This window comes from Pseudomonas sp. MIS38, assembly GCF_019891575.1.
GTDB lineage: Bacteria > Pseudomonadota > Gammaproteobacteria > Pseudomonadales > Pseudomonadaceae > Aquipseudomonas > Aquipseudomonas putida_A.
On the sequence record NZ_JAFLXF010000058.1, the window covers coordinates 1 to 1,026 of the forward strand.

Annotated in this window: 1 pseudogene; it reads right to left on the reverse strand. The window is 61.7% G+C overall.

Annotated features, from left to right (window positions below):
* A pseudogene (locus tag J1G18_RS27835) lies at window positions 1-1,026 on the reverse strand (hypothetical protein); the annotation flags it as partial.

The window sequence follows — 1,026 nt, forward strand, 5'->3', positions numbered from 1 at the left end:
TCCCTTCAAGCTTGATCGAAGTGTCAACGGTCGTGGCGCCCGGGAGAATCTCATTCCCTTTGGAGTCTTTCGATCCGGTAATTTCTGGCCGCACATCCTCAATCGCTTTGATCGTATAAGTGCGCACTGGAAACGCCACCGCCTCACTCTCCACCGTGCTCTGACCAAGCGCCGCTTTGAACGCCAATTCCAGATCGCTGCCATCCTGCAGAGCTTTGAGCTCATCGGCTGGAAGCGGAGCAGTGAAGAACCGGTCAGCAATCCAGTCGGGGGTGGTGCCGGCCGTCGGCGCGCTCCAGATCTCGCGCAGGTAGGCGCTGCCGTCGGCATTGGTCCCGTGCAAGCGCAACCAGACGTACTGGCCGAGGGCGATCAGCGGCCAGTCACCCATGCGTACGGAAGCTTGGGTCAGGTTGCCGGTATGCAGTTCCGGGCCGGCGCCGTCGTTGTCGGCCTGCTCGATGGTGGGGCTGGCCAGCGCGCTCTGCGGCATTGCTTGCACCGTCAGGTCAAATACCCGGGACGGTGTTGGATGACCATCAATGATGACGACGTAGGAGATTTTTACCTGCTTACCCAGATTGAACGCCACCACGCTGTTGGGGATCGCAAACTCAAGCCCTTCGCTTACCGCGCGCGGCACTGAGGTGTGCGACCCGCCGGCCGGCGTGCCGTCAGCGCCAGTCCAGGTGACGCTGATTGCATGGTTTGGCAGCAACGCGCTGTTGTCCGGCACCACGATGGTCAGGGTGTCCCTGACCAGCAGCGGATTGAGTGCGCTGTCGCCGTTGTTTTCCTTGATCGAGGGGGCAAGCAGTTCCAGCGCGACGCCCACGGTGAACACCAATGGATTCGAGAGGCTGGTCTCATTTGTGGCATGGCGCCAGAGCTGGTAGCGGACGGTGATCTTGCCGCCGCGGTTCGGTTCGATGTGCTGGGCGACGAAGGCGGCGTCCAGGTTGATGACCCAGTCTTGTTGGGCGGTTACGGCATTGAATGTGCGGGACCCGGGTTCCTCGCCGGAGA